Raw genomic sequence first — 447 nt, forward strand, 5'->3', positions numbered from 1 at the left:
GAACAGCGTTCCGCCTCAGCAGCCCCAGGTCTGCGTCGTCGTCATCGGATTCAACGACGCGGCCCACGTGGCGGACGCGGTGCGTTCGGCGCTCGCGCAGGGGCCCGCCGTCCGTGAGGTCATAGCCGTCGACGACTGCTCCACCGACGAGAGCCCGGAGCTGCTCGGCCGCCTCGCCGCCACGGACCCGCGCCTGCGGCCCGTCCTGCGCACCGCCAACAGCGGCGGCTGCGGCACCCCGCGCAACGACGGCATCGACGCCTGCACCTCGCCGTACGTGATGTTCCTCGACAGCGACGACGTGCTGCCGCCCGGCGCCGTCGACGCGCTGCTCACGGCGGCCGTCGACCACGGCACCGAGGTCGCGGCCGGGCTCTGCGTACGCCGTGAGCTGCCCTCCGGACGCGAGGTGCCCTGGCAGCCGGAGCTCTACCACTCCCCCTGTCT

1 protein-coding gene is annotated in these 447 nt (G+C 73.8%); it reads left to right on the forward strand.

All coding sequences use genetic code 11. The features are described from left to right. Window positions 1-447 (forward strand): glycosyltransferase family 2 protein (locus GUY60_RS38095; RefSeq protein ID WP_188133308.1); only part of this gene is annotated, 447 nt, incomplete at both ends.

Source organism: Streptomyces boluensis, assembly GCF_009908195.1.
Classification (GTDB): domain Bacteria; phylum Actinomycetota; class Actinomycetes; order Streptomycetales; family Streptomycetaceae; genus Streptomyces; species Streptomyces boluensis.